At 62.5% G+C, this 25,686-nt stretch carries 21 protein-coding genes and 4 tRNA genes; 23 read left to right on the top strand and 2 right to left on the bottom strand.

Annotated elements, in window-relative coordinates:
• Positions 1 to 10: 10 nt before the first annotated feature.
• The 3 genes from HU736_RS09730 (at position 11) to HU736_RS09720 (ending at position 2,040) form a co-directional block, all read left to right on the top strand.
• A complete protein-coding gene (locus HU736_RS09730; RefSeq protein ID WP_186700129.1) occupies positions 11 to 445 on the top strand; it encodes an acyl-CoA thioesterase in 435 nt (144 codons plus the stop codon).
• A 49-nt stretch (positions 446 to 494) separates the two neighbouring features.
• Positions 495 to 1,469, top strand: a complete 975-nt coding sequence (locus HU736_RS09725) for a tRNA dihydrouridine synthase (RefSeq protein ID WP_186700131.1) — start codon at positions 495 to 497, stop codon at positions 1,467 to 1,469.
• 127 nt (positions 1,470 to 1,596) lie between these two features.
• A complete protein-coding gene (locus HU736_RS09720; protein WP_101321435.1) occupies positions 1,597 to 2,040 on the top strand; it encodes an Hsp20 family protein in 444 nt (147 codons plus the stop codon).
• 49 nt (positions 2,041 to 2,089) lie between these two features.
• On the opposite strand, the gene HU736_RS09715 is transcribed toward HU736_RS09720, so the two are convergent.
• Together HU736_RS09715 and HU736_RS09710 are read right to left on the bottom strand one after the other, a co-directional pair.
• On the bottom strand, positions 2,090 to 5,386 hold the full coding sequence (locus tag HU736_RS09715; protein ID WP_186700133.1) for a PAS domain S-box protein: 3,297 nt from the start codon (positions 5,384 to 5,386) through the stop codon (positions 2,090 to 2,092).
• A gap of 61 nt (positions 5,387 to 5,447) precedes the next feature.
• Positions 5,448 to 6,326 carry a LysR family transcriptional regulator gene (locus tag HU736_RS09710; protein WP_186700134.1) on the bottom strand — a complete coding sequence of 293 codons (879 nt, stop codon included), beginning with the start codon at positions 6,324 to 6,326 and terminating at the stop codon, positions 5,448 to 5,450.
• Positions 6,327 to 6,456: 130 nt separating this feature from the next.
• Between HU736_RS09710 and leuC the strand changes: the two genes are divergently transcribed.
• From leuC to HU736_RS09610, 20 genes are all read left to right on the top strand, one after another.
• Positions 6,457 to 7,890, top strand: coding sequence for a 3-isopropylmalate dehydratase large subunit (gene leuC / locus HU736_RS09705; RefSeq protein ID WP_103438107.1), 1,434 nt, complete (start codon positions 6,457 to 6,459; stop codon positions 7,888 to 7,890).
• Complete coding sequence (gene leuD, locus HU736_RS09700) at positions 7,887 to 8,531, top strand: 3-isopropylmalate dehydratase small subunit (protein ID WP_103438106.1); 645 nt, start codon at positions 7,887 to 7,889, stop codon at positions 8,529 to 8,531. Before leuC ends, leuD begins: the two co-directional genes overlap by 4 nt.
• A gap of 78 nt (positions 8,532 to 8,609) precedes the next feature.
• Positions 8,610 to 9,692, top strand: a complete 1,083-nt coding sequence (leuB, locus tag HU736_RS09695) for a 3-isopropylmalate dehydrogenase (RefSeq protein WP_150572950.1) — start codon at positions 8,610 to 8,612, stop codon at positions 9,690 to 9,692.
• A gap of 64 nt (positions 9,693 to 9,756) precedes the next feature.
• Positions 9,757 to 10,869, top strand: a complete 1,113-nt coding sequence (asd, locus tag HU736_RS09690) for an aspartate-semialdehyde dehydrogenase (protein ID WP_103438104.1) — start codon at positions 9,757 to 9,759, stop codon at positions 10,867 to 10,869.
• A 139-nt stretch (positions 10,870 to 11,008) separates the two neighbouring features.
• Positions 11,009 to 12,013 carry an aspartate-semialdehyde dehydrogenase gene (locus HU736_RS09685; protein WP_186700136.1) on the top strand — a complete coding sequence of 335 codons (1,005 nt, stop codon included), beginning with the start codon at positions 11,009 to 11,011 and terminating at the stop codon, positions 12,011 to 12,013.
• A gap of 71 nt (positions 12,014 to 12,084) precedes the next feature.
• Positions 12,085 to 14,823, top strand: coding sequence for a motility hub landmark protein FimV (locus HU736_RS09680; protein ID WP_186700138.1), 2,739 nt, complete (start codon positions 12,085 to 12,087; stop codon positions 14,821 to 14,823).
• 119 nt (positions 14,824 to 14,942) lie between these two features.
• On the top strand, positions 14,943 to 15,797 hold the full coding sequence (gene truA / locus HU736_RS09675) for a tRNA pseudouridine(38-40) synthase TruA (protein WP_103438101.1): 855 nt from the start codon (positions 14,943 to 14,945) through the stop codon (positions 15,795 to 15,797).
• Between the two features lie 59 nt (positions 15,798 to 15,856).
• Positions 15,857 to 16,477 carry a phosphoribosylanthranilate isomerase gene (locus HU736_RS09670; protein ID WP_103438100.1) on the top strand — a complete coding sequence of 207 codons (621 nt, stop codon included), beginning with the start codon at positions 15,857 to 15,859 and terminating at the stop codon, positions 16,475 to 16,477.
• Between the two features lie 238 nt (positions 16,478 to 16,715).
• Positions 16,716 to 17,615: an acetyl-CoA carboxylase, carboxyltransferase subunit beta gene (gene accD / locus HU736_RS09665; RefSeq protein ID WP_103438099.1), complete on the top strand. Its 900-nt coding sequence runs from the start codon at positions 16,716 to 16,718 to the stop codon at positions 17,613 to 17,615.
• Entirely contained in the window at positions 17,615 to 18,922 is a 1,308-nt protein-coding gene (gene folC, locus HU736_RS09660) for a bifunctional tetrahydrofolate synthase/dihydrofolate synthase (protein ID WP_103438098.1), read from the top strand. Before accD ends, folC begins: the two co-directional genes overlap by 1 nt.
• On the top strand, positions 18,906 to 19,556 hold the full coding sequence (locus HU736_RS09655) for an SPOR domain-containing protein (RefSeq protein WP_186700140.1): 651 nt from the start codon (positions 18,906 to 18,908) through the stop codon (positions 19,554 to 19,556). The genes folC and HU736_RS09655 overlap by 17 nt, the downstream gene beginning before the upstream one ends.
• A gap of 120 nt (positions 19,557 to 19,676) precedes the next feature.
• Positions 19,677 to 20,231 carry a CvpA family protein gene (locus HU736_RS09650; protein ID WP_101321407.1) on the top strand — a complete coding sequence of 185 codons (555 nt, stop codon included), beginning with the start codon at positions 19,677 to 19,679 and terminating at the stop codon, positions 20,229 to 20,231.
• Between the two features lie 42 nt (positions 20,232 to 20,273).
• Positions 20,274 to 21,779 (top strand): amidophosphoribosyltransferase, encoded by a 1,506-nt coding sequence (gene purF / locus HU736_RS09645; RefSeq protein ID WP_101321405.1) that lies wholly within the window; start codon positions 20,274 to 20,276, stop codon positions 21,777 to 21,779.
• Between the two features lie 14 nt (positions 21,780 to 21,793).
• On the top strand, positions 21,794 to 23,005 hold the full coding sequence (locus HU736_RS09640) for an O-succinylhomoserine sulfhydrylase (protein WP_186700142.1): 1,212 nt from the start codon (positions 21,794 to 21,796) through the stop codon (positions 23,003 to 23,005).
• Entirely contained in the window at positions 23,002 to 23,775 is a 774-nt protein-coding gene (locus tag HU736_RS09635) for an SDR family oxidoreductase (RefSeq protein ID WP_103438095.1), read from the top strand. Before HU736_RS09640 ends, HU736_RS09635 begins: the two co-directional genes overlap by 4 nt.
• 137 nt (positions 23,776 to 23,912) lie before the next feature.
• Positions 23,913 to 23,988 (top strand) — tRNA-Val (locus HU736_RS09630).
• 78 nt (positions 23,989 to 24,066) lie between these two features.
• Positions 24,067 to 24,143: transfer RNA gene (locus HU736_RS09625), tRNA-Asp, on the top strand.
• A 97-nt stretch (positions 24,144 to 24,240) separates the two neighbouring features.
• Positions 24,241 to 24,317, top strand: a tRNA-Asp gene (locus tag HU736_RS09620).
• A 141-nt stretch (positions 24,318 to 24,458) separates the two neighbouring features.
• Positions 24,459 to 24,535: transfer RNA gene (locus HU736_RS09615), tRNA-Asp, on the top strand.
• Between the two features lie 222 nt (positions 24,536 to 24,757).
• On the top strand, positions 24,758 to 25,609 hold the full coding sequence (locus HU736_RS09610) for a DUF2242 domain-containing protein (RefSeq protein ID WP_186700144.1): 852 nt from the start codon (positions 24,758 to 24,760) through the stop codon (positions 25,607 to 25,609).
• The last annotated feature ends 77 nt before the right edge of the window (positions 25,610 to 25,686 follow it).

The following is a 25,686-nucleotide window of genomic DNA, read 5'->3' as shown; positions in this document are numbered from 1 at the left end:
CGGAGCGCGCATGAGCTGGGATCTGGCATCGCCATTCATCATCGACCTACGCGTTGGCGGTGACGACATCGACGGCCTCGGCCACGCCAACAACGCGGTCTACGTCACCTGGCTGGAGCGCTGCGCCTGGCGCCACTCGCAGCGTCTGGGTCTGGACCTGGCAGAATACCGCCGTCTTGACCGGGCCATGGCCGTTGTTCGCCACGAAATCGATTACCTGGCTGCCGGCTACGAAGATGACGAGCTGCAACTGGCCACCTGGATCGTCGACTGGGACCAGCGCCTGCGCATGACCCGCCGGTTTCAGCTCAAGCGCCCGAGCGACGGCGTGACCCTGCTGCGCGCGCAAACCACCTTTGTCTGTATCGAACTGTCGACCGGCAAGCCCAAGCGTATGCCGGGCGAATTCATTGAAGGTTATGGGCAGGCGCTGATCGGTGTCTGAGCCCGCATGATTGTTTGCTAGACTGCCGCCTTTTTCGCGAGAGCCATCCATGCAAATTGCCCTGGCCCCCATGGAGGGGCTGGTCGACAACATCCTGCGCGACGTGCTCACGCGGGTCGGCGGTGTCGACTGGTGCGTGACCGAGTTCATTCGCGTCTGCGACCGCCTGCTGCCACCTTCCCAGTTCGACAAGCTTGCCCCTGAGCTGCGCCACGGCGCGCGTACTACGGCAGGTGTGCCCATGCGCGTGCAGTTGCTTGGCTCCGATCCGGTGTGCCTGGCTGAAAACGCTGCATTGGCCTGCGAGCTGGGCGCGCCGGTGATCGACCTGAATTTCGGCTGCCCGGCCAAGACGGTGAACAAATCCCGCGGCGGTGCGGTGTTACTGAAGGAGCCGGAGTTGCTCCACGCGATCGTGCGGGAAGTGCGCCGGGCGGTGCCTGCCCACATCCCGGTCACGGCCAAGATGCGTCTGGGCTTCGATACCCCGGATGGCGCTCTCGATTGCGCTACCGCGTTGGCCGAAGGTGGCTCGGCGCACCTGGTGGTACATGCACGGACCAAGGTCGAGGGCTACAAGCCGCCGGCGCACTGGGAGTGGGTGGCGCGGGTGCAGGATGTGGTCAAGGTGCCGGTGTTCGCCAATGGCGAGATCTGGACCGTGGACGACTGGCGACGGTGCCGCGAGGTCAGCGGCGCTGAAGACATCATGCTCGGCCGTGGCCTGGTGTCGCGGCCTGATCTGGGCCTGCAGATTGCTGCTGCACGGGCGGGGCTCGAGTATCAGCCGCTTGCCTGGCAGGCGCTGTTGCCGTTGCTGCGCGAGTTTTGGCGTCAGGCCCAGGCCAAGCTGTCGCCGCGCTATGCGCCGGGGCGGATGAAGCAGTGGGTGGCAATGCTGACTCGCAGCTATCCGGAAGCGGTGCTGTTGTTTGCCGAACTGCGCCGGGTCGATGATTGTCAGCGGATCACCCATTTGCTGGGTGCCGACATCAGCCAACTGCCATGTGAAGCAGTAGCCTGAGCAAATTTTAAGAAATTTTTTTGGTTGAGCTCTTGAAAGCGGTTGGTCGGGCCATATCTATTTAGTACGCGATGCCGAGTTCGGGTCGCGGATTGACTCACTTGCTGATTTTCAGGAGTTTATGACCATGACTACCGCTTTCTCCCTTGCACCACTGTTCCGCCATTCCGTTGGTTTCGACCGTTTCAACGACCTGTTCGAATCCGCGGCGCGTAATGAGGCCGGTAGCAGCTACCCGCCCTACAACGTGGAAAAACATGGCGATGATCACTATCGCATCGTGGTTGCAGCAGCAGGCTTCCAGGAATCAGACCTTGAACTGCAGGTTGAGAAGGGTGTGCTGACAGTTACTGGCGGCAAACGCGACGCCAGCAACGACGCAGTGACCTACCTGCACCAGGGCATCGCTCAGCGTGCCTTCAAGTTGTCGTTCCGCCTGGCCGACCACATCGAAGTGAAATCCGCAGGCCTGGCCAACGGACTGCTCAGCGTCGAACTGCTGCGCGTCGTGCCGGAAGAAGCCAAAGCCAAGCGGATCCCGATCAGTGCTGACAAGCCAGCGTTGAACTGACGATTGGCTGGGGCCGCCTCGCGGCCCCATTCCTCTATCCCCCGCCTGATCAATAATCCGCCGGTGCCTCAAGCAACATTTGCCTGAACTCGCTCAGCGGCAACGGTCGGCTATGCAAATACCCCTGATACAAATGGCAACCCAGCCGCTCCAGAAACGCCAACTGCTCGCTCAGCTCGACGCCCTCGGCAATGATCGTCAACTCAAGGCTGCGGGCCATGGCGACGATGGCGCGGACGATCTCGGCATCGTTTGGATCTATCGGCGCATCGCGCACGAATGACTGGTCGATCTTCAAGGTATCCACCGGCAGCCGCTTGAGATAGGTCAGCGATGAGTAACCGGTGCCGAAGTCATCCATGGCAAAACTCACGCCGTAGCCTTTGAGTTCACGCATCTTGGCGATGGTGTCCTCCAGATTCTGAATCACGATGCCCTCGGTAATCTCCAGCTTGAGCATGTGTCGGGGCAGGCGATAGTCGTCCAGGGTGCGCAGCACTCTGCCGACAAAGTCATTCTGGCGGAACTGCCGCGGGCTGATATTCACGCACAGGCTGAATTCGTCCGCCTTGATCAGGCCGTCGCTGAGCATCCCGGCGCAGGCATCACAGGCCTCGTCGAGAATCCAGCTACCCACCTCCAGAATCAGCCCGCTTTCTTCCAGCACCTGGATGAACTGCGAGGGCGGTTGCTGCCCCAGTTGCGGGTGATGCCAGCGCAGCAGTACTTCAGCGCCGACAATGCGATTGTCGCGGGCATCCACCTGCGGCTGAAAGTGCAGTGCCAGTTCGCCGCGGGCCAACGCCTGGCGCAGGTCATTCTCCATGCGCAGGCGTTCACTGGCGGCCTTTTGCATGGTGGTGTGGTACAGCTGGGTGGTGTTGCGCCCAGAGTCCTTCGCCCGGTACAGGGCAATGTCGGCGCGCTTGAGCAAGTCGGCGGGCGTTGTCCCATGATCGGGGATCAAGGCAACGCCAATGCTGGGGGTGACTTGCAGGCGCTGGCCGTCCAGAGACATCGGCTCGGCGAGCAATTCGCGCAGGGTATCGGCCAGTTCGCGGACTTTGCCTTCAACCGCCTCGCGGCTGCCTTCCAGACCGCTGAGCAAGACCACGAACTCGTCGCCGCCCAGGCGCGCCACCGTGTCTTCCAGGCGCACGCTAGCCTCGAGCCGGGCGGTGATGACCTTGAGCACGATGTCGCCGACCGGGTGACCGAGTGAGTCATTGATGTGCTTGAAGTGATCGAGGTCGAGAAACAGCAGCGCGCCGCGCAGGTTGTGCCGCTTGAGCAGGGCGATCTGCTGGCTCAGGCGGTCCATCAGCAGGGCGCGGTTGGGCAGGTTGGTAAGGGGGTCGTGGTAAGCGAGGTGGCGAATCTGCGCCTGGGCGTTTTTCAGCTGGCTGACGTCGCGCGCGGTCAGCAGCAGGCATTCGGTGGCATTCAGGGTAATCGGCTCGACCGACACTTCCACCGTCAGCAGCTCGCCGCGTTTGTTGCGCCCGAGCATCTCGCGGTGGTGCACCCGCCCGCGCAGTTTGATCTCGCTGAGCAAGGTCGCCCGTTGCGTGTCGTCGGCCCAGATGCCGAGCTCGTGCACGGTACGCCCGATCACTTCGTCAATGCTGTAGCCCGTCAGGCGGCAGAAGCCGTCGTTGACTTCCAGGTACAGGCCGCTGGCGCGCACGGTTATGGTGATGGCGTCGGGGCTGGAGTGAAACGCCTTGGCGAATTTCTCTTCACTGGCCTTGATTGCCGCTTCGGCGCGCTGCTGCTGGGTGATGTCACGCAGTGAGGTCACGCTGCAGGTATGGTTGTCGACCATGATCAGGCGGCTGGAAATGACACAGGTCATGGGCGCGCCACTACGATGGTTGACCACCACTGCGACGTTGCTCAGCGCCCGCTCGCGAATCACGTGTTCGATACGCTGGGCGCGCTCTGCGGTTTCTGCCCACAGGCCGATCTGCTCGGCGGTGCGGCCGAGCACCTGTTGCGCGCTCCAGCCAAAGGTCTGGCTGAAGGCCGGGTTGATCTCGATGAACTGGCCGTTGTCCTGACGGGTTACGCAAATTGGGTCGGGGCTGACCTGGAACAGGCTGGCGAACTTTTCTTCAGAGGCGCTCAGGCGCTGCTCGCGCTCGACCTGATCGGTGATGTCGAGCAGGGTGCCAGCCATGCGCAACGGATTGCCCTGCTCGTCACGGTAGAGACGGGCGCGGCTTTCTATATAGCGCGCTGCGCCATTTTCCAGCTGCACCCGGTAGGTGATCTGGTAACTGCCCGCCGGGCCTTCGCGCAAGCTGCGATAAGACTCGCGCATGGCCTCCCGCTCATGTTCAGGCACACCTTCGAAAAACGCTTCGAAGGATTCATGAAACGGCACCGGCTCCAGCCCATGCAGCTGCGCGGCGCGCGCCGAGCCGTAGAGCATGCCACTGGGGATATGCCAGTCCCAGGTGCCCAGCTGGGCAGAGTCCAGTGCCAGGTCGAGGCGTTCCTGGCTGTCCTTGAGGGCAAGCTCGGCGCGCTTGCGCTCGCTGGTGTCGACAAAAGTGGTGAGCAGAAACGTCACGCCTTCCAGCTCGATGCTCTGGGTGCACAGGATGCCGTCGTGGACCTTGCCGCCGCTGCCGCGAAACTGCACTTCCATGGTGATCGGGCCGGTGCTGTAGCGGGTCGCCTCCAGTACCTGCTGGCGCTGTTCCGGATGCACCCACAGGCCCAGTTCGATACTGGTCTTACCGACGATCTGCGCCCCGGGCCAGCCGAACATGTCTTCAAAATGCTGGTTGACCTCGAATAGCATGCCGTCTTTACGCCGGCTGAGCAGAATCGCATTGGGGCTCATGTGAAACAGGCTGGCAAAGCGTTTTTCCGAGTTGATCAAGGCCGTTTCGCGGTCGCGCTGGCGGGTGATTTCGCGTATCACTCCGATCATCTGCCGGCGGCCATTACGGTCGTGGGTCAGGCTGCCGCTGACTTCCAGCCAGTGCAGGCTGCCGTCGGGCCAGCGAATCCGATGACGCATGGCCTGCTCGATGGGCTCGCCATTGACCACCGCCTGAAACGCCAGGCGGGTACGCGCGCGGTCTTCCTCCGGGAGCAGTTCAAGGTAGTCGATATCACTGGGCAAAGGCTGCTGCGGATCGAAGCCGAACAGCGCCTGGGTGCCTCGCGACCAACTGATTCGGCCACTGTCGATATCCCACAGCCAAGCGCCCAATTGCGCGCCATTGAGCGCCGCCAACAACTGCGGGGCGTTCTGCCAGGCCAACTCCGAGTCCTGCGGGTCGACAGCAGGAATACGCGGCAAGCGCGGAAAACGGTTAGCTGATTTGGGCATCGATACCAGACCTTTGGCGAGTGACCTGTCCCTGAGAGTGGTGTGCCGCCCCGACGAACCGTCAGGCGCTGCCGGCGTGACTGTCGAGCAGGGCCATGAATGCCTTGGCGGCATTCGAAAGGGTGCGCTCGGTGTGCAGAATGTAGCCTAGCTGCCGCCTCAGCTTTACGCCGGGCAAAACGATGGGCGCCACCTGATCATCGAGCATGGTCCGTGGCAGCACGCTCCAGGCCAGGCCGATCGAGACCATCATCTTGATGGTTTCCAGGTAGTTGGTGCTCATGGCGATGTTGGGTGTCAGGCCCTGGCTTTCGAACAGGCGCTGAACAATGTGGTGGGTAAAGGTGTTGCCGCCGGGAAACACTGCCGGATGGCGGGCGACGTCAGCCAGGCTTACTGCCTCGCTGCTGGCCAGCGGGTGCTCGGGGGCAGCCACCAGATCCAGCGGATCGTCCCAGACCGGCACCGCGCGCACCAGGTTGTGCGGTTCGGGGGCCAGGGTAATTACAGCGATTTCAGCCCGGCCGTGGAGTATTTCATCGTAGGCCGCTTCCGAATCGAGGAACTGAATATCCAGCGCAACCAGCGGGTACTGACGGGTGAAAGCCCGCAATAACGGTGGCAGGCGGTGCAGGCCGATATGGTGGCTGGTCGCCAGGGTCAGCCTCCCCGTGACTTCACCGGTCAGATTGCTCAGAGCGCGTCGTGTATCGTCGAGTACATTGAGTATCTGGTAGGCACGCGGGAGCAGAGCGCGGCCAGCCTCGGTCAGGGTCACTTCGCGGCCCAGTCGATCGAACAGGCGAACGTCAAGTTGCTGCTCAAGGCCGGCGATGCGTTTGCTGATGGCGGGCTGGGTCAAATGCAGGCGTTCTCCTGCGCCAGAAAAACTGCCGGTCTCGGCGATGGCGATAAATGCACTGAGGTTGGCCAGGTCCACTGCTGGTATTCCTTTTGGTTATCCAAAGCATAAAAATTATCAATTTGAGTTATTCAATCTAAACCCATAGCATCGTCCGTACAAGCCAAGGGGTTATTGGCATAGAAAGACGCTGATGAGGAACAGTCTGATGGCCGGCAAAACGCTTTACGACAAGCTCTGGGATGCGCATGAGGTCAAGCGACGCGACGATGGTTCGTCGTTGATCTACATCGATCGCCACATCATTCACGAAGTGACGTCGCCCCAGGCATTCGAAGGCCTGCGTCTGGCCAAGCGGCAGCCGTGGCGGATCGACGCCAACATCGCTACGCCCGATCACAACGTGCCGACTACCCCTGAGCGCAAGGGCGGCATCGAGGCCATCGCTGACCAGGTGTCGCGTCTGCAAGTGCAGACCCTCGATGAAAACTGTGACGAATACGGCATCGTCGAATTCAAGATGAACGACATTCGCCAGGGCATCGTTCACGTCATCAGCCCAGAGCAGGGCGCCACCTTGCCGGGCATGACCGTGGTCTGTGGCGACTCGCACACCTCGACTCACGGCGCTTTCGGCGCACTGGCCCACGGCATCGGCACTTCCGAGGTCGAGCACGTGCTCGCCACCCAGTGCCTGGTCGCGAAAAAAATGAAGAACATGCTGGTCCGTGTCGAGGGCCGGTTGGGCGAAGGCGTGACCGCCAAGGACATCGTCCTTGCCGTGATCGGCAAGATCGGCACCGCCGGCGGTAACGGCCATGCCATGGAATTTGCTGGCAGCGCCATCCGCGACTTGTCGATGGAAGGCCGCATGACCATCTGCAACATGTCCATCGAGGCCGGCGCCCGAGTTGGCCTGGTCGCTGTCGACCAGACCACCATCGATTACGTCGAAGGCCGTCCCTACGCGCCGACTGTCGGCCAGTGGCCGCAAGCGGTTGCCGCCTGGAGAGGGCTGGTATCCGATGCCGATGCGGTATTCGATACCGTGGTCGAGCTCGACGCCGCACAGATCAAGCCACAGGTCAGCTGGGGCACCTCGCCGGAGATGGTCCTGGCCGTTGACCAGCGTGTACCGGATCCAGCTGCCGAGCCGGATCTGGTCAAGCGTGGCTCGATCGAGCGCGCGCTCAAGTACATGGGCCTGAGTGCCAACCAGGCGATCACCGATATTCGTCTCGATCGGGTGTTCATCGGCTCGTGCACTAACTCGCGCATCGAAGACCTGCGCGCTGCCGCCCAAATCGCCAAGGGCCGCAAGGTCGCCGCTACCGTCAAGCAGGCGATGGTGGTACCGGGCTCGGGCCTGGTCAAGGCTCAGGCCGAGAAGGAAGGGCTGGACAAGATCTTCATCGAAGCCGGCTTTGAATGGCGTGAACCGGGCTGTTCGATGTGCCTGGCGATGAACCCGGATCGGCTGGAAAGCGGCGAGCATTGCGCATCGACCTCCAACCGTAACTTCGAAGGTCGGCAGGGCGCCGGTGGTCGTACCCATCTGGTCAGCCCGGCAATGGCCGCCGCTGCCGCGGTGACTGGCCACTTCATCGATGTCCGCGAGTTGATTCAAGGGAGCGCAGCATGAAAGCCTTTACCCAACACACCGGCCTGGTTGCGCCATTGGATCGCGCCAACGTCGATACCGACCAGATCATCCCCAAGCAGTTTCTCAAGTCGATCAAGCGCACCGGCTTCGGTCCGAACCTGTTCGATGAATGGCGCTACCTGGACGTTGGCCAGCCATACCAGGACAACAGCAAGCGCCCGTTGAACAAGGACTTCGTACTCAACCACGAACGTTACCAAGGTGCCAGTGTGTTGCTCGCCCGGGAAAATTTCGGTTGCGGCTCGAGCCGTGAGCACGCCCCATGGGCCCTCGACGAATATGGCTTTCGCAGCGTCATCGCGCCAAGCTTTGCAGATATCTTCTTCAACAACAGCTTCAAGAACGGCTTGCTGCCGATCATCCTCAGCGACGAAGAAGTCGACGAGTTGTTCAAGCAGGTCGAAGCCATTCCAGGCTATCAGCTGACCGTCGACCTGCAGGCGCAGGCCGTTACCCGTCCTGACGGCAAGGTCCTGCACTTCGAGATCGACGCCTTCCGCAAGCATTGCCTGCTCAATGGTCTCGACGACATTGGCTTGACCTTGCAGGATAGCGAGTCGATCCAGGCGTTCGAAGCCAGGCACCGCGCCAGCCAGCCATGGCTCTTCCGCGAAGCCTGAAGCAGCGCGCAGGTCGGGTATTAATTTTTGTTCGGCGCGGCCATGGCGGCCACGCCGTTTGAACGGATAAAGAAAAGCATGAGCAAGCAGATTCTGATTCTCCCAGGTGACGGTATCGGCCCGGAAATCATGGCCGAAGCGGTCAAGGTGCTGGAGCTGGCCAACGACAAGTTCCAGCTCGGTTTCGCCCTGGAGCACGATCTGATCGGTGGCGCTGCCATCGACGCACATGGCGTGCCATTGGCGGATGCCACCCTTGAGCGTGCGCGCAACGCTGATGCGGTGCTGTTGGGCGCCGTCGGCGGGCCGAAGTGGGACAAGATCGAGCGGGACATTCGTCCAGAGCGCGGCCTGCTGAAGATTCGTGCGCAACTGGGCCTGTTCGCCAACCTGCGTCCTGCGATTCTCTACCCGCAACTGGCCGACGCCTCTTCGCTGAAGCCGGAAATCGTCTCGGGCCTGGACATCCTCATCGTCCGTGAACTCACTGGCGGCATTTACTTCGGCGCCCCGCGTGGCCAGCGCGAGCTGGAAGGCGGCGAGCGTCAGGCCTACGACACCCTGCCATACAGCGAAAGCGAAGTGCGCCGGATTGCCCGGGTCGGCTTCGACATGGCCCGCGTGCGTGGCAAGAAGTTGTGCTCGGTCGACAAGGCCAACGTACTTGCGTCCAGCCAGCTGTGGCGTGAAGTGGTTGAAGAGGTTGCCAAGGATTACCCAGACGTCGAACTCAGCCACATGTACGTCGACAACGCCGCCATGCAGCTGGTGCGGGCACCCAAGCAGTTCGATGTAATGGTTACCGACAACATGTTTGGTGACATTCTTTCGGATGAAGCGTCGATGCTCACCGGTTCCATCGGCATGCTGCCTTCGGCCTCGCTGGATGCCAACAACAAGGGCATGTACGAGCCATGCCACGGCTCGGCGCCAGACATCGCCGGCCAGGGCGTAGCCAACCCGTTGGCGACCATCCTGTCGGTGTCGATGATGCTGCGTTACAGCTTCAATCAGCACGCTGCTGCCGAGGCCATCGAGCAGGCGGTCAGCCAGGTGCTCGATCAAGGCCTGCGCACGGGTGATATCTGGTCGACCGGCTGCAACAAGGTTGGCACCAAGGAAATGGGCGATGCAGTAGTCGCGGCGCTGCGGAATCTGTAATCTCTCTGGCCCGCTGCCAATATCTCTCGGTGGCGGCCCACTTTTTAGCAAAGGTGTAGTTGCGATGAAACGTGTAGGTCTGATCGGTTGGCGTGGAATGGTCGGTTCCGTGCTCATGCAGCGCATGCTGGAAGAGCAGGACTTCGACCTGATCGAGCCGGTGTTCTTCACCACCTCCAATGTCGGTGGCCAGGGTCCGAACGTGGGCAAGGATATCTCTCCGCTGAAGGACGCCTACAGCATTGAAGAGCTGAAGACCCTCGACGTCATTCTGACTTGCCAGGGCGGCGACTACACCAACGAGGTCTTCCCCAAGCTGCGCGAAGCTGGCTGGCAGGGTTACTGGATTGACGCTGCTTCTTCGCTGCGTATGCAGGATGACGCGGTGATCGTCCTCGATCCGGTGAACCGCAAGGTGATCGACCAGCAGCTCGATGCCGGTACCAAGAACTACATCGGCGGCAACTGCACCGTCAGCCTGATGCTGATGGGCCTGGGTGGCCTGTTCGAAGCGGGTCTGGTCGAGTGGATGAGCGCCATGACCTACCAGGCCGCTTCCGGTGCTGGCGCGCAGAACATGCGCGAGCTGATCAAGCAGATGGGCGGCATCAACGCGGCCGTCAGCGAAGACCTGGCCAACCCGGCCAGCGCCATCCTCGACATCGACCGCAAGGTTGCCGAGGCCATGCGCAGCGAAGCCTTCCCTACCGAGAACTTCGGTGTGCCGCTGGCCGGTAGCCTGATCCCGTGGATCGACAAAGAGCTGCCCAACGGCCAGAGCCGTGAGGAATGGAAAGCCCAGGCCGAGACCAACAAGATCCTCGGCCGCTTCAAGAGCCCGATCCCGGTCGACGGCATCTGCGTGCGCATCGGTGCCATGCGTTGCCACAGCCAGGCGCTGACCATCAAGCTCAACAAGGATGTGCCGCTGGCCGATATCGAAGGCATGATCAGCCAGCACAACCCATGGGTGAAACTGGTGCCGAACCAGCGTGAAATCAGCATGCAAGAGCTGAGCCCGACCAACGTCACCGGTACCCTCAACGTGCCGGTTGGTCGTCTGCGCAAGCTGAACATGGGCAGCCAGTACCTGGGCGCGTTCACCGTCGGTGACCAGCTGCTGTGGGGTGCTGCCGAGCCGCTGCGCCGCATGCTGCGGATTCTGCTGGAGCGCTGATTGCGCTTGCACTGAAGAAAAACCCGCGCTGTTGCCCAGCGCGGGTTTTTTTATGGGCGGTAGATGGCGCGGCCAAGGTACCCCCAGGCTGAGAATCCAAGTAAAGTGCCGCTCCCGCCGTTTCAGCAGAGGACTCCCCATGAGCCAACCCCTAGATATCGCCGTGATCGGCGCCACCGGCAGTGTCGGTGAAACTCTCGTGCAGATCCTCGAAGAGCTCGAATTCCCGGTGGGCAAGCTGCATCTGCTGGCCAGCATGGAATCGGCTGGCAGCAGTGTGATGTTCGCCGGCAAAAAGGTGCGCGTGCGTGAGGTCGACAGCTTCGACTTCAGCCAGGTCAAGCTGGCCTTCTTTGCTGCGGGCCCGGCGGTCAGCCGCAGCTTCGCCAGCAAGGCCCATGCTGCCGGTTGCAGCGTGATCGACCTGTCCGGCGAGCTTGAGCACGCCGTTGCCCTGGTACCAGAAGCCAATCCCGAGCAGGTGGCCGGCCTGAGCCTGCCCGCGCTGATCACCAGCCCAAGTGCCAGTGCCGTGGCCCTGGCGGTGGCGTTGGCGCCGCTCAAGGGCCTGCTCGATATCGAGCGGGTGCAGGTCATGGCCAGCCTGGCGGTGTCGGCCCAAGGCAAGGAAGCGGTGGGCGAGCTGGCCCGGCAGACCGCCGAGCTGCTCAATGCGCGGCCATTGGAGCCGCGCTTCTTCGATCGGCAGATCGCGTTCAACGTATTGGCCCAGGTCGGCGCCGTTGATGCGCACGGCCACAGCGCGGTAGAGCGGCGCCTGGTCAAGGAGCTGCGCGCGCTGCTGGATATGCCAGCGCTGAAGATTTCTGTGAGCTGCGTTCAAGTCCCGGTGTTTTTCGGCGATAGCTTGAGTGTGGCCGTGCAAAGCCGGCGCCCGGTGGATCTGGGTGCGGTGAACCAGGCGCTGGAGGCGGCGGCGAGCATCGAATTGGTCGAAGCGGATGATTATCCGACACCGGTGGGTGACGCAGTCGGCCAAGACGTGGTCTATGTTGGTCGTGTACGGCACGGAATTGATGAGCCAGAGCAGCTCAACCTTTGGCTGACCACCGACAACCTGCGCAAGGGTGCGGCACTCAACGCCGTGCAGGTCGGCCAATTGTTGCTTAAACACAGGCTGTAAAAGATACTGCTGAGCACTTTTGTCCTGCACCGCATGTAGGTTTCGGGACGATTCATACAAGGGAAGAGGTCATGCTTCGAATTCGCAAACTGGTTCTGGCCATGGCGGCAGCTTCGGCGCTGTCGTCTGGCATGGCCAATGCTCTGGGGTTGGGTGAGCTGACACTGAAGTCGGCGCAAAACCAACCGCTGGACGCTGAGATCGAACTGCTCGACGTTCGCGACCTCACCGCTGCCGAGGTGGCACCTAGCCTCGCTTCGCGTGAAGAGTTCGCCAAGGCCGGGGTGGCCTATCCATCCTACGTCGAGGACCTGACCTTCACCACGGTGCTCAGCCCCAACGGCAAGAGCGTGTTAAGGGTTACTTCCAGCCGGCCGTTGCCGGAGCCGGTGGTCAAGTTCCTGGTGCAGGTAATGTGGCCGCAGGGGCGTTTGCTGCGTGACTACAGCGTCCTCCTCGACCAGGCCCAGGCCCAAGGCGCGCAGCCTGCTGCAGCCAATATCAACCCGGCCGTGAGTGGTGCCGCCAACTACACCACCAAGCGCCGCGACACCCTCTGGCAGATTGCTGCGCGCAACAGCCAGGGTGGCTCGGTGCAGCAGACCATGCTGGCGATCCAGGCGCTCAACCCGGACGCGTTCATCGGCAACAATATCAACCAGCTCAAGGTCGGTCAGGTGCTGCGCCTGCCTGATCAGCAACAGATCCAGAGCATCCCGCAGGGTGAGGCCAATCGCGATGTGGCCGAGCAATATGCCGCCTGGCGCGAAGGACGCAGGCTCGGGCCGCGCGCCCGCCAGCTCGATGCCACTCGCCGCGGTGCCGCTGAAGCCACGCCCGCGCAGATCGCTCAAGGCGACAACCTGCGGCTGGTGACCCCTGGCGGCAAGACCGCCAGGAACGATGCCAAGGCGGTCAGTGACAAGCTGGCCGTGGCCCAGGAAAGCCTGGACACCAGCCGTCGTGACAACGACGAATTGAAAAGCCGCATGACCGACCTGCAGAGCCAGCTGGACAAGCTGCAGCGTCTGATCCAGATGAAGAACGACCAGCTGGCCCGCCTTGAAGCCCAAGGCGCGGCCGAGCCAGACCCGGCCGCTGCAGCTGCGCTGCCTGGTGCAGAGACGCCTGCTCAGCCTGCTGTACCTGCTGTCGATGCGCAACTGGCCCCGGCCGAGCCGGTGGTTACACCTGCGCCAGCTGCTGTGGATACTGCTCCGCAAGTCGCTCCTGCAGACGAGGTCAAGCCGGAGCAGAGCGCTCTGGACCAGTTGCTCGGCAACCCGCTGTTGCTTGCGCTGATCGCCGGTTCCGCGCTGCTCGTGCTGCTGTTGCTCCTGCTTTTGCTGGCGCGTAAGCGCAAAGCCGACCAAGAGGCCGAAAAACACCTGCGCATGGCCCGTGCCTTGTCGGAGGAGGGCGAGCGCAACCCTGATCTGGATCTGCCACCTGGCAGCTTCGACGGTCTGGACATGTCGGCGCCGAGCGTGACCCTTGCACCAGCGGTGGTAGCAGCGTCGGCAGCAGCGGCGACAGCGGCCGAGAAGCCGGTGGTGCCGGTTGCTCCGGTGGTGCCAGTGGTGGAGGCTGAGCCCGCAGCTCAAGCCGATACGACTGATCCACTGCTCGCTCAAGTCGACCTGAGCCTGGCTCGTGGTCGCCTGAATCACGCCGCCGACCTGCTCGAACCTGCGGTTGCAGCCGAGCCGGAACGCAGCGATCTGCGCCTCAAACTGATGGAAGTCTACGCGCGCCAGGGTGATCAAAACGCCTTTGTCGAGCAGGAACGCCAGTTGCCCGCCAACCCAGCCAATCAAACCGAAGTCGAATCGCTGCGCGAGCGCTTCCCGGCCATGGTTGCAGTGGCAGCTGCCGGCCTCGGTGCTGCGGCGCTGGCCGCTGAGCTGGACGAGCAGTACGTACAGGAGCTGCTGCAGGACGAACAGGACATCCCGGCCGCTGTCGAGCCGGAGCCGGTGCTTGACGATCTGTCTTTCGAGCCCGAGCCGGTAATCACCGAGCCCGCACCTGCAGCAGAGCCTGAGCCCGAGCCGGCCGCACTGGCCGATATCGAACCGGTTGCCGAAGACGATCTGGACACTGCCTTCGACCTCAGTCTGGACGATGACCTGTTGCTGGATGAGCCACTGCAGGCGCAGCCCCAGGACGACCTCACGGTAACGCTTGACGATAATCCGCAAACCGAGCTGAGCGAGCCGGTTGAACCTGTCGCTGCCGCTACCGACGCGGACGATGATTTCGAAGCGCTGCTGGCACAGGCACAAGCCCAGGCCGAGCCGCAGGCCGTTGATGACCTGGCTGACTTCGACCTTGACGTCGGCGACGTAGCAGTCGAGCCGCCGCCAGCAGAGCCACCGGTAGATGTCGCGGCGGAACTTGCCGCATTCGACGAAATCCCCGAGTTCGATCCGATCTCCGAGCTGGAGCTGCCGGATGACTTCGACCTGTCGCTGTCGCTGGATGACGACTCGCCGGCAGCGCAGAACTTCGCCTCCGAGCTGGACGACGTCAACGCCGAACTCGACAAGCTGTCGCAGAGTCTGGAAACCCCGCCGCTCGAGCCGCAGTTCACGGCCGCCGATGCCGAGCAGGAGCTGGAGCCGCTGGACGATTTGGACTTCGACTTCTTCTCCGGCGCCGATGAGGTCGCGACCAAGCTTGACCTGGCGCGTGCCTACATCGACATGGGTGACCATCAAGGCGCGCGGGATATCCTTGATGAAGTGGTCAAGGACGGCGACGACACTCAGCGCAGCGAAGCTGAGGACATGCTCTCGCGTCTGGTCTAGTCAGCCAGTTCAGCAGAACGGGGCAGGGCCGGCATGGCGCCTGCCCGGCAACGGCAGCCCTATCGGCTGCCGTTGTCGTTATACTGCCGCCTTTTGTTCCATCCACAGGTTTCAGTTACTTGGACATCATCGACATCGACCGGGCCGAATCGGCGGCCGAAGGCTTCTCCCGGATTGCCCTGGGCGTGGAATACAAGGGCGCCCGCTACCGTGGCTGGCAGCGCCAGACCAGTGGCGTACCGAGTGTTCAGCAGGCGCTTGAGCAGGCCCTGTCGAAGGTGGCCAATGCCCCCATTACCGTGTCTTGCGCCGGGCGCACCGATGCCGGTGTGCATGCCAGTGGTCAAGTTGTGCATTTCGATACCAATGCGCTGCGCGACGAGCGTGCCTGGACCATGGGTACCAATTTCAATCTGCCCCACGACATCAGCGTGACCTGGGCGACGGTCATGCCGGCGGATTTTCATGCCCGCTTCAAGGCCAACGCCCGGCGTTATCGCTACGTCATCTACAACGACCCGATCCGCCCGGCGCACCTGGCCGAGGAAGTCACCTGGAATCACCGCCCACTCGACGTCGAGCGCATGGCCGAGGCCGCTCGATACCTGCTCGGTACCCACGACTTCAGCGCCTTTCGCGCCAGCCAGTGTCAGGCCAAGTCGCCGGTCAAGGAGATGTACCACCTGCGCGTGACCCGGCACGGCCAGATGATCGTGCTCGACATCCGCGCCAGCGCCTTTCTGCACCACATGGTGCGTAACATCGCTGGTGTGTTGATGAGCATCGGCAGCGGTGATCGGCCAGTGGCCTGGGCTCGTGAAGTGCTGGAAAGCCGCGACCGGCGCGAAGCCGGAGTTACCGCGCATCCGTATGGGCTGTACCTGGTCCAGGTCGAATATCCCGAGCCTTTCGTGCTGCCTCAGCGTTACATCGGCCCACACTTTCTCAGCGGTTTCGATACCTTGGCGGACTGACGCGGCATCCAGCGTTTGCTACCATCCGCCCCTTACCGATTACAGAGGGTTCGCCGTCCATGAGCAGCGTGCGCAGCAAAATCTGCGGGATTACCCGCATCGAGGATGCCCTGGCTGCCGCCGACGCAGGCGCCGATGCCATTGGTCTGGTGTTCTACGCCAAGAGCCCGCGCGCGGTCGACGTGCACCAGGCGCGGGCGATCATCGCCGCGCTGCCGCCGTTCGTGACCACGGTCGGCTTGTTCGTCAATGCCTCACGCTGCGAACTCAACGAGATCCTCGAGGCGGTGCCGTTGGACCTGCTACAGTTCCACGGCGACGAAACCCCGAGCGACTGTGTGGGCTTCAACCGGCCATATATCAAGGCCCTGAGGGTGCGCCCGGGGGATGATCTGGAGGCGGCTTGCCAGCACTACGCGGGCGCCAGCGGAATTCTGCTGGATACGTTCGTCGCCGGCGTGCCTGGTGGCACCGGTGAGGCGTTCGACTGGTCGTTGGTGCCGGCGCGGTTAAGCAAGCCGATCATCCTTGCCGGCGGCCTGAGCGCAGACAACGTCGCCCAGGCGATCGCCCAGGTGCAGCCGTATGCGGTGGATGTCAGCGGCGGCGTCGAGCAGGCCAAGGGCATCAAGGACGCGGCCAGGATCGAAGCGTTCATGCGCGCAGTGCGCCAGGCATGAGTGCAGATGTGACGGCTGGCCGCGCGCCATCGTCCATAGCTTTCGCAGCCTGGTGCTGCCCGGCGCGCGCTGTGGCGCAGTCGAACATATTGAACACGGCCCGGTCGTCCGGCCGGCACCGCACTACCGCGGGCCACGGAACCGAGCTGGTAGCGAATCATTTGAAAAAATTGAGCTCAAGGGCAGGGCTTGGCCGGCGTGACCGGTCCCCGTCCGTCAAATACTGGAGAGACGAAGCATGAGCAACTGGTTAGTCGACAAACTGATCCCTTCGATCATGCGTTCCGAGGTGAAGAAAAGCTCGGTGCCTGAAGGCCTTTGGCACAAGTGCCCGGCCTGCGAGAACGTGCTGTATCGCCCGGAGCTGGAAAAGACTCTCGACGTCTGCCCCAAGTGCAACCACCACATGCGTATCGGTGCCCGTGCGCGCATCGACATCTTCCTCGACGCCGAAGGCCGTGCCGAGCTGGGTGCCGATCTGGAACCGGTCGACCGCCTCAAGTTCCGCGATGGCAAGAAGTACAAGGACCGTCTGGTCGGCGCGCAGAAGCAGACCGGCGAGAAAGACGCCCTGATCTCCATGAGCGGCACCCTGATGGGCATGCCGGTCGTGGTCAGCGCCTTCGAATTCTCGTTCATGGGTGGCTCGATGGGGGCCGTGGTCGGTGAGCGCTTCGTGCGTGCTGCCAACTATGCCCTGGAACATCGCTGCCCGATGATCTGCTTCTCCGCTTCCGGCGGTGCGCGCATGCAGGAAGCGCTGATCTCGCTGATGCAGATGGCCAAGACCTCGGCAGTGCTGGCGCGTCTGCGTGAAGAAGGCATCCCGTTCATTTCGGTGCTGACCGACCCGGTTTATGGCGGCGTTTCTGCTTCGCTGGCTATGCTCGGCGACGTGATCGTTGGCGAGCCCAAGGCGCTGATCGGCTTCGCCGGTCCGCGCGTAATCGAGCAGACCGTTCGCGAGAAGCTGCCAGAAGGCTTCCAGCGCAGCGAGTTCCTGCTGGAGCACGGTGCCATCGACCTGATCATCTCGCGTCCTGATCTGCGTCCACGTCTGGCCCGTCTGCTGGCGCAGATGACCGGTCAGCCAACGCCTGCCCAGGCCCTGGTGCAGGAAGTGGCGGCCGTCGCCTGATGAGCCAGCGTACCCTCGGCGAATGGCTCGCCTATCTCGAGCAGTTGCACCCTTCAGCCATCGACATGGGCCTGGAGCGTTCGCAACAGGTGGCGCAGCGGCTCGGGCTGGGCAAGCTGGCGCCGCGGGTAGTGACGGTTACCGGCACCAACGGCAAGGGCTCGACCTGTGCCTTTGTCGCAACGTTGCTCAAGGCCCAGGGCCTGCGCGTTGGCGTGTACAGCTCGCCGCACCTGCTGCGCTACAACGAGCGGGTGCGCATCGATGGCGTCGATGCCAGCGATGAGCGCCTGTGCGAGGCGTTTGTGGCCGTCGAGGCTGCACGCGGTGACACCTCATTGACCTATTTCGAGATGGGCACCCTGGCGGCGTTCTGGCTGTTCGAGCAGTCGGCGCTGGATGCCGTGGTGCTCGAAGTCGGCCTCGGTGGGCGGCTGGATACCGTCAATCTTGTCGATGCCGATCTGGCGCTGGTCACCAGTATCGGCGTCGATCACGTCGAATACCTGGGCGACACGCGTGAGGCGGTGGCGTTCGAGAAGGCGGGTATCTTCCGTCCGGGCAAACCGGCCCTGTGTGGTGATCTCGAGCCGCCGCAGCCGTTGCTGGATAAAGCCCGCGAGCTGGGCTGCCCGTTGTTCCTGCGCAGCCGCGATTTTGACCTGAGCCTGGGTGCCGATAGCTGGCACTGGCGGGGTCGGACCCTGGATGGCGCGGCGGTCGAGCTGCATGACCTGCCGTTGCTCGATCTGCCTATGGAAAACGCCGCGCTCGCGTTGCAGGCCTATCTGCTGATGGGGCTGGAGTGGGACGCGGCGCAGGTACGTCGGGCACTGCTGGACACGCGCATGACCGGTCGCCTCGACCGGCGTTCGCTGACCTGGCAGGGTACACCTGTCGAGGTCCTGCTGGATGTCGGCCACAACCCGCATGCGGCCGAGTACCTGGCACGACGGCTGGCTGCCAGGCCACCACTGGGCAAACGCCTGGCGGTGTTCGGCCTGCTCGCAGACAAGGACCTCGACGGCGTGCTCGCGCCGCTGCAGGGGCTGTTCGACAGCTGGGCCGTGGCGCCGCTCGACACCCCGCGCAGTCGCCCGGCTGGCGAGCTCGCGCAGGCCTTGACGAACCTTGGCCAGTCGGTGAAGTCTTACCCCAGCGTCGAGGCCGCTTTGCAGGGCCAGTGCGCACACGCGACCGGCGATGATCAGATCGTGCTGTTCGGTTCGTTTTTCTGTGTTGCCCAGGCCTTGCAATGGCTTGCGCAGCAGGCTCCTGAGGGCGGAGTAAATGGCAGTGCTGGATAAGGGAATGAAACAGCGCATGGTCGGTGCGTTGGTGCTGGTTGCACTGGCGGTGATCTTCTTGCCGATGCTGTTCACCCGCGAAGACGAGATGCGCCAGGTCCGGGTCGATGCGCCCGAGGCCCCGGCTATGCCGAGCTTGCCGCAGGTGCAGGTCGAGACGATCCAGGTGCCCGAGCAGCAGCCGATTGTCGAGCAGCCACCGGTGGTGGTCGATGAGTCGACCGCGCCACCGTCCACGCCGAGCCAGCCGATCAGTGCTGCACCGTCGCCAGCGCCGGTAACTGCGCCAGCGCCTGCGCCGAAGATCGAGAACCGTGCGCCGGTCACCGCGCCAGCCACCGCCAGCGTCGCCGCCACCAAGCCTGCCGCCGCCTCCAAGATCGACACCAACGGTCTGCCAGTCAGTTGGTCGATCCAGTTGGCCAGTCTGTCCAACCGGGCCGGTGCCGACAACTTGCAAAAGACCCTGCGCAGCCAGGGTTACAACGCCTACATCCGCTCAGCCGATGGCATGAACCGAGTCTACGTGGGGCCGTTGATCGAGCGCGCCGAGGCCGAGCGCCTGCGTGATGTGATCAACCGCCAGCAGAAGCTCAAGGGCTTTGTCACCCGCTTCCAGCCGGAGCGCAACTGAGTCCGGAATGTGGCTTTGCCAGCGTCGTCAGCGCTGGTGAAGCAACACCCTGACATTCCGCTTACTCCCAGCCCGTTGCTCTGGTAAAATGCGCCGCCTCAAACGTATGCAGGCGGCACCGTGGCATTTACCTGGGTTGATTGGGCGATCATCGCTGTTATCGCCGTCTCCACATTGATCAGTTTGACACGCGGCTTCGTCAAGGAGGCCCTGTCGCTGGTCATCTGGATTACCGCAGGTGCGGTTGCCTGGATGTTCGGCGGCTCGTTGGCGCAGTACCTGGAAAGCTACATCCAGACGCCTTCGGCACGGGTCATCGCCGGCTGTACCATTCTTTTTGTCGCCACGCTGATTGTCGGGGCGATGCTCAATTTCCTGATAGGCGAGCTGATCCGCGTGACCGGGCTGTCCGGCACCGATCGCTTTCTGGGCATGGCCTTCGGCGCCGCCCGTGGAGCCCTTTTGGTTGTCGTGGCAGTCGGTCTGCTCAGCCTTGGCCCTGTACAACAGGACCCATGGTGGCAAGAGTCGCGCCTGATACCTCAATTTCTATTGGTCGCTGACTGGTCGAAAAACCTTATCCTGGGTTTCACCAGCCAGTGGATGTCCAGTGGGATCAGCGCACCTGCTGATCTTCCGTTCAAGGAACAGTTGCTGGGGCCATCGCGGCCTTGAGCGCTATTCACTCAAGTTTCATCAAAGTAGGGGTTGCGTCGCATGTGTGGCATCACCGGTATTGTCGGTAAGTCGAACGTCAATCAGGCGCTGTATGATGCGCTTACGGTCCTCCAGCACCGCGGCCAGGATGCTGCCGGTATCGTCACCAGCCATGACGGCCGGTTATTCCTGCGCAAGGACAATGGCCTGGTGCGCGACGTGTTCCAGCAGCGGCACATGCAGCGCCTGGTCGGCCACATGGGGATTGGCCACGTGCGCTACCCGACTGCGGGCAGCTCGACCTCGGCCGAGGCCCAGCCGTTCTACGTCAACTCGCCGTACGGCATCACCTTGGCCCACAACGGCAACTTGACCAATGTCGAGCAGCTGGCCAAGGAGATCTACGAGTCCGATCTGCGCCACGTCAACACCAACTCCGATTCGGAAGTGCTGCTCAACGTATTCGCCCACGAGCTGGCCGTGCGCGGCAAGCTGCAGCCTACCGAAGAAGACGTGTTCGCGGCGGTCTCCCACGTGCACAGCCGTTGTGTTGGTGGTTACGCGGTAGTAGCGATGATCACCGGCTATGGCATCGTCGGCTTCCGTGACCCCAACGGCATTCGCCCGGTGGTGTTCGGCCAGCGTCACACCGACGAGGGCGTGGAGTACATGATCGCCTCCGAAAGCGTCGCTCTCGATGTGCTCGGCTTCACCCTGATCCGTGACCTGGCACCGGGCGAAGCGGTGTACATCACCGAGGAAGGCCAGCTGCACACCAAGCAGTGCGCGCATAACCCAATGCTCAAGCCGTGCATCTTCGAGCACGTCTACCTGGCGCGTCCTGACTCGATCATGGATGGCGTCTCGGTGTACAAGGCGCGGCTGCGCATGGGCGAGAAACTCGCAGACAAGATCATGCGCGAGCGTCCTGAGCATGACATCGACGTGGTTATCCCGATTCCGGACACCAGCCGTACCGCAGCGCTGGAGCTGGCCAACCGTCTGGGCGTGAAGTTCCGCGAAGGCTTCGTCAAGAACCGCTACATCGGCCGTACCTTCATCATGCCCGGCCAGGCCGCCCGCAAGAAGTCGGTGCGCCAGAAGCTCAACGCCATCGAGCTGGAATTCCGCGGCAAGAACGTGATGCTCGTCGACGACTCGATCGTGCGCGGCACCACCTGCAAGCAGATCATCCAGATGGCCCGCGAGGCCGGCGCGAAAAACGTCTACTTCTGTTCCGCTGCCCCGGCAGTGCGTTACCCCAACGTCTACGGCATCGACATGCCGAGTGTCCACGAACTGATCGCCCACAACCGTACCACCGACCAGGTGGCCGAGTTGATCGGCGCCGACTGGCTGATCTATCAGGACTTGCCAGACCTGATCGATTCGGTCGGTGGCGGCAAGATCAAGATCGAGCATTTCGACTGCGCAGTGTTCGACGGTGAATACGTCACCGGCGACATCGACGACGCCTACCTGGACCGTATCGAGCAAAATCGCAACGATGCGGCGAAGGTCAAGACTCAGGCTGTCAGCGCAATCATCGACCTCTACAACAACTGATTGGGAGTGATGGCATGACGGATCAATGGGATGCCGGGCGACTGGACAGCGACCTCGAGGGTGTCGCTTTCGACACCCTGGCGGTGCGCGCCGGTCAATACCGCACGCCGGAGGCTGAGCACAGCGACGCGCTGTTCTTCACCTCCAGCTACGTGTTCCGCACGGCTGCCGATGCAGCTGCGCGGTTTGCCGGTGAAACACCGGGCAACGTCTATTCGCGCTATACCAACCCGACCGTGCGCGCCTTTGAAGAGCGCCTGGCGGCCCTGGAAGGCGCCGAACAGGCAGTTGGCACCTCTACCGGCATGTCGGCGATCCTGTCGACGGTGATGGCGCTGTGCAGCGCCGGTGATCATGTGCTGGTCTCGCAAAGCGTGTTCGGCTCCACCATCAGTCTGTTCGAGAAGTACTTCAAGCGCTTTGGCGTCGAGGTGGACTACGTGCCACTGGCCGAGCTCAGCGGTTGGCAGCAGGGCATCAAGGCCAACACCAAACTGCTGTTCGTCGAGTCGCCGTCCAACCCGCTGGCCGAACTGGTCGATATCGCCGCGCTGGCCGAGATCGCCCATGCCCGCGGCGCGCTGCTGGTGGTCGATAACTGCTTCAGCACTCCAGCGCTGCAGCAACCGCTGAAGCTGGGTGCCGACATCGTCGTGCATTCGGCAACCAAGTTCATCGATGGCCAAGGCCGTTGCATGGGCGGTGCGGTGGCCGGGCGTAGCGAGCAGATGAAGGAAGTGGTGGGCTTTCTGCGTACCGCAGGGCCTACCCTCAGCCCGTTCAACGCCTGGGTCTTCCTCAAAGGCCTGGAGACGCTGAAGCTACGTATGCGCGCCCATTGCGAGAGTGCCAAGGCGCTGGCGCAGTGGCTTGAGCAGCAGGATGGGGTAGAGAAAGTCCACTACGCTGGCCTCGCCAGCCACCCGCAGCACGAACTGGCCAAACGGCAGATGAGTGACTTCGGTGCGGTGGTGAGCTTTGAGGTCAAAGGCGGCAAAGACGGCGCCTGGCGCTTCATTGATGCCACCCGTTTGCTCTCGATCACGGCCAACCTGGGTGACAGCAAGACCACCATCACCCACCCGGCGACCACTTCCCACGGCCGTCTGTCGCCGCAGGAGCGTGAGGCGGCGGGTATCCGTGACAGCCTGATCCGCATTGCGGTTGGCCTGGAAGACGTTGCTGACCTGCAAGCCGACCTGGCGCGTGGGCTGGCAGCGCTGTGATCGACTGGAAGGGCGGCGAGCCCGATCATAACGGTCGGGTCGCCCTGGTTACCGGTGCCGCCCGCGGCATCGGCCTGGGCATTGCCGCCTGGCTGATCTGCGAGGGCTGGCAAGTGGTCCTCAGCGACCTTGACCGCCCGCGTGGTGCCAAGGTGGCCAAGGCACTTGGCGACAATGCCTGGTTCATCACCATGGACGTTGCCGATGAAGCCCAGGTCAGTGCCGGGGTGTCCGAGCTGCTTGGCCAATTTGGCCGCCTCGATGCGCTGGTGTGCAACGCCGCCATCGCCAACCCGCACAACCATACCCTCGAGAGCTTGAGCCTGAGCCAGTGGAACCGGGTGCTGGCGGTCAATCTGAATGGCCCGATGCTGCTGGCCAAGCACTGTGCGCCGTATCTGCGTGCCCATGGCGGCGCCATCGTCAACTTGACCTCGACCCGTGCACGCCAATCCGAGCCTGATACCGAGGCTTATGCGGCGAGCAAGGGCGGGCTGCTGGCGCTGACCCATGCCCTGGCCATGAGCCTGGGCCCGGAGATTCGCGTCAATGCGGTGAGCCCGGGCTGGATCGACGCACGTGACCCGGCCCAGCGTAGGGCTGAGCCGTTGACCGATGCCGACCACGCCCAGCATCCGACCGGCAGGGTAGGAACAGTGGAAGACGTCGCGGCGCTGGTGGCATGGTTACTGTCGCGTCAGGCCGGGTTCGTTACCGGTCAGGAATTTGTAGTGGACGGCGGCATGAGCCGCAAGATGATCTATACCTGATCCGTTTTGCCCTTTTTGAAAAAAAATTCAATGGGGGTATTGACTTAGCATCGGTACCTGCGTAAATTTCGCGGCCTCAGCGAAGTAAACGTAACAAGCAAGGCTAGGTAAAACTAGGCAACACTTGAAGCGAATATGGGTGATTAGCTCAGCCGGGAGAGCATCTGCCTTACAAGCAGAGGGTCGGCGGTTCGATCCCGTCATCACCCACCACTTTCTGAGATGTTCCTGACTGGTCAGCTTCGCAAGAAGCAAATCGGTAGAGAGGAACAGGACGCAAGTCCACTATGCGCAGCGGTAGTTCAGTCGGTTAGAATACCGGCCTGTCACGCCGGGGGTCGCGGGTTCGAGTCCCGTCCGCTGCGCCACTTTTCTCCAGATGGGTGCTTGTCACCGGTCTGAGGTTCAAAGGCCAAGCCTTTGTGCCAGATCCCAGTTTCAATCGGGCGCAAGCCTGAACGATACGCAGCGGTAGTTCAGTCGGTTAGAATACCGGCCTGTCACGCCGGGGGTCGCGGGTTCGAGTCCCGTCCGCTGCGCCATCTTCGCCTCGAGGCCCTTTGAACGCCTCGAAGCAACGCAAAAGAAGCGATCACGTTATCGCTTTTTTTGTGCCTGAACCGCCAGCACAGGTTGCTGTAGGTCAGATCCCAGTTTCAAACAGGCGTAAGCCTGAATGATACGCAGCGGTAGTTCAGTCGGTTAGAATACCGGCCTGTCACGCCGGGGGTCGCGGGTTCGAGTCCCGTCCGCTGCGCCATCTTCGCTTCGAGGCCCCTTGAACGCCTTGAAGCACACAGAGAAAGCGACCTTCGGGTCGCTTTTTTTGTTTCTGCGGTAGAAACCGCGAAAAAATTACCGGCTGCTTAACGCGGTCCCCTGTAAGAGCGGCCTTGCAGAACACCTTCTTCACAGATCAACGGTTTAAGTCAGCGGGCATGTGTTGCACAATAGGCGCCATTCGACCAATCCGGTATTCATGATGTCCAGATCATCCGTCTTCGGTGCGCTCGGGCTGGCCCTTGTGCTGGCGGGCGTATCCGGTTGCTCCTCGAAAAAACCTGCGGTCTACGAGCACGAGAACTTCGATGACTCGGGCACCTACTCGCGCAGCTTCCCGGTCAGTGACGCCGGCTCCTGCGAAGCGGCCCGGCGTGCGTTGCTCAGCCAGGGCTATATCATCACCAGCACGGGCGAGAACCAGATCGCCGGCAACAAGAGCTTTCAGCAGAACAGCGACAACCATTTGCAGATCAGCTTCAGCGTCACCTGTGCGCCCGACAGCAGCGATGACCAGCGTTCGACGATGTTCGCCAACGCCCTGCAGGATCGCTACGCGCTGAAAAAGTCCAATACCTCGGCCAGCCTTGGTGTAGGGATTCTCGGTTCGGTGTCGATGCCAATCGGTTCGAGCGATGATTCGATGGTCAAGGTGGCCAGCGAAACCGTCACGGCGCCGCAGTTCTATGAGCGCTACTTCGCGCTGGTCGAGAGCTTCCTGCCCAAGCCCAAACCGAAGAAGGCGAAAAAGGCTGAAGCCAAGGTCGAGGCGCCGAAGGCTGAGCAGCCAGCGCCAGATCTGGGCCTGCCAGAGCAAGCGCCAGCGCCGGCCGCATTGGCTCCGGCTGCAGCGGTGGCGCCGGCAGCGGCCCCAGCGGCTCTCGAAGCACCTGTAGTCGCCCCAGCGGCCGTTGCTCCCGTCAGCGAGGCACCTGCCGCGCCGGTGGTAGACGACAGCCGCAGCTCGCAGCCGATCGCGCCACCCAACGAGGCTTCGCCGATCCAGGTGCAGCAGGAGGCTCCGGCCAGCGAGGCTGCTCCAGCCTCGATGTAAACGGCCTCTGCAAGGCCTCGATTGGCCTTGCAGTTTGTTGTTACAGCTTGCCCAGGGTAATCATTCGAACCCCTGCT

The organism is Pseudomonas shirazensis (assembly GCF_014268785.2).
Classification (GTDB): domain Bacteria; phylum Pseudomonadota; class Gammaproteobacteria; order Pseudomonadales; family Pseudomonadaceae; genus Aquipseudomonas; species Aquipseudomonas shirazensis.
The sequence above is the reverse complement of the archived record's forward strand: the minus strand, read 5'-3'. Positions and strand labels throughout refer to the sequence as shown.